Genomic DNA, 2,289 nt, shown 5'->3' with positions numbered 1-2,289 from the left:
TGTTAGCGCTACTGTAAAAACAACCATTTTGACCAACGCTCAATAACCAATCATGCCAACGCAGTCCCGCCATTTGCGCCAACGCATTTTCACCATTTCCACCAACGCCGGGGCTTACGCTTCGATCGACGAGCGAACGATGCTTTCGGGAGGAGCGGGCCGTGGCGGAGAAGAACCTGATCGGAGAGTTGGACATGTACAGGGAAGCGGGCATAAAGCCCAACTTCAGCGACATAGCGAAGCGCTACGGCAAGGACAGGCACACCGTGGCGTCGTACTGGAGGGCCGAGGGCGGGCGGCCCCACGACGGGCGCGGCGACAGGGCGGGCTCGTTCGACGCGCACATCGAGGAGGTGGCCGCCAAGGCGCAGCTGCCGGGAGTCACCAAGAAGGGCATCCACGAGTGGCTGCTGCACAGGTATCCCGGCGAGGACCTGGCCGGCTACAACGCCTTCACCCAGTTCATGCGCAAGAACGGCATCGCCGTCGGGGCCTCCGGCGGCCCGGAGCCGCACCCGCGCTTCGAGACGCCGCCCGGACTGCAGCTGCAGTTCGACTGGAAGGAGTCCGTCAAGATGGCGAACCGCGACGGCGAGCTGTTCGAGTTCAACGTGTTCGCGGCGACGCTGGGCCATTCCCGCAGGCACATATTCATCCGGTCGAGGACCAGGACGACCGACGACCTGGTCAGGTGCATGTACGCCACGATCGCGAGGCTCGGCGGCGTGCCGCGCGAGTGGGTCACGGACAACATGTCCGCCCTGGTGACGGTCAAGGGCGGCCGGCGCCTCAAGGTCCAGCGCGCGTACGAGTTCGCCAAGGCCGCCGGCTTCGAGCTGAAGCTGTGCCGCCCGCGCAGCCCCCAGACGAAGGGCAAGGTCGAGTCGTCGAACCGCTTCCTGTCGCGGCTCATGGCCTACCAGGGCGACTTCGACGGCTGGGACGACATCGACGAGATCGTCGCGCGGATCGAGGACGCCAGCAACTCCGAGCCCAACGAGACCACGGGGCTGCCTCCCTCCGCGCTGTTCATGGAGGAGAAGGACGCGCTGCTGCCCGTCGGCAACCTGCGCGCCCTCGAGGAGGCGATGGGCGACGTGGTGCGCGTGGCCAGGGTGCCGGCCACGATGCTGGTGAGCGCGCACGGCGAGCCCATGTCGGTGCCCAGGCGCTGCATCGGCAGGCCCGCCCGCATCGTCTGCATGCCCGGCGGCGCGATGGACTGCTACGTCGGCGGCGAGCTGGTGGCCACGCACGTGGCGGGCGGGCCGGCCTACGACCCGGCGCACTACGCCGAGGCCATGGCCGGCAAGCGGTGGTTCGGCGACGCCGCCGGCGACATCGAGGCGGCCGCCGCGGCCAACCTCGGCCTGCTCGACTCGATAGGGGGCTCGCTGTGAGCGCCGCCGTGCAGGCCAGCCCCCTCAACCGCCTGGCGGCCAACCTCGAGGAGCTGGGGCTCGAGGGCATGGCGTCGTCGGTGCCCGAGTACGTCAGGCTCGTCGCCGACGGGAGGAAGGGCCTGGTCGACGCCATGCTCGAGCTCACCGACGCCCAGATAGCCCTCAAGCGGCGCGCCGACGACGAGCGCCGCACGAGGATGGCCAACTTCCCCTACATAAAGACGCTGGCCGACTTCGACTGGGGCTTCCAGCCGAGCGTGCCGCGCGGGCTGGTCGAGCAGCTGGCCACGCTCGAGTTCATCGACCGCGGCGACAACGTCGTGCTCGTCGGCAGCCCGGGCGTCGGCAAGACCCACCTGTCGATAGCCATAGGCCACGAGGCGGTGATGGCCCGCAAGCAGGTGTACTTCGCCGACTGCTCGAGGCTGGTCGAGGACCTCAAGCACGCCTCGGCGAAGGAGGCGCTGGCGCGCAGGATGCGGTTCTACGAGCACTGCAGCCTGCTGATAATAGACGAGCTCGGCTACCTCGACATCGGCAAGGAGGGCGCCGACCTGCTGTTCCAGCTGGTCAACAGGCGCTACGCGCTAAAGCGGTCGACCGTCGTCACGACCAACGTGCCGGTGGGCAGGTGGGGCGACGTGTTCGGCAGCAACGTCACGGCCTCGGCGGTGGCCGACAGGCTTTGCCACCATTGCGCGATGATCAAGATAACGGGACGGTCGTACCGCCTGAAGGACGTATCCATCGGCGGCGAGGACGGGAAGGAGGAGGGAGCCTAGACGCCGAAAGCGGCGCATCCGCGTTGGCGAATCCGGCGCATCCGCGTTGGCGCGATTGGCGAAAATACGTTGGTGAAAATGGTGAAAAATATATTGACGCTAAC

Annotated in this window: 2 protein-coding genes; both read left to right on the top strand. The window is 67.2% G+C overall.

Annotated features, from left to right (window positions below; translation table 11 throughout):
• Positions 1-161: 161 nt before the first annotated feature.
• A complete protein-coding gene (gene istA / locus DWX63_RS10990) occupies positions 162-1,400 on the top strand; it encodes an IS21 family transposase (protein ID WP_117655710.1) in 1,239 nt (412 codons plus the stop codon).
• Positions 1,397-2,185: an IS21-like element helper ATPase IstB gene (gene istB / locus DWX63_RS10985; protein ID WP_117774414.1), complete on the top strand. Its 789-nt coding sequence runs from the start codon at positions 1,397-1,399 to the stop codon at positions 2,183-2,185. Before istA ends, istB begins: the two co-directional genes overlap by 4 nt.
• The last annotated feature ends 104 nt before the right edge of the window (positions 2,186-2,289 follow it).

Source organism: Collinsella sp. AF20-14LB, from assembly GCF_003459505.1.
Lineage (GTDB): Bacteria > Actinomycetota > Coriobacteriia > Coriobacteriales > Coriobacteriaceae > Collinsella.
Note: the sequence above shows the minus strand (reverse complement) of the source record. Positions and strands in the feature narration are given on the sequence as shown.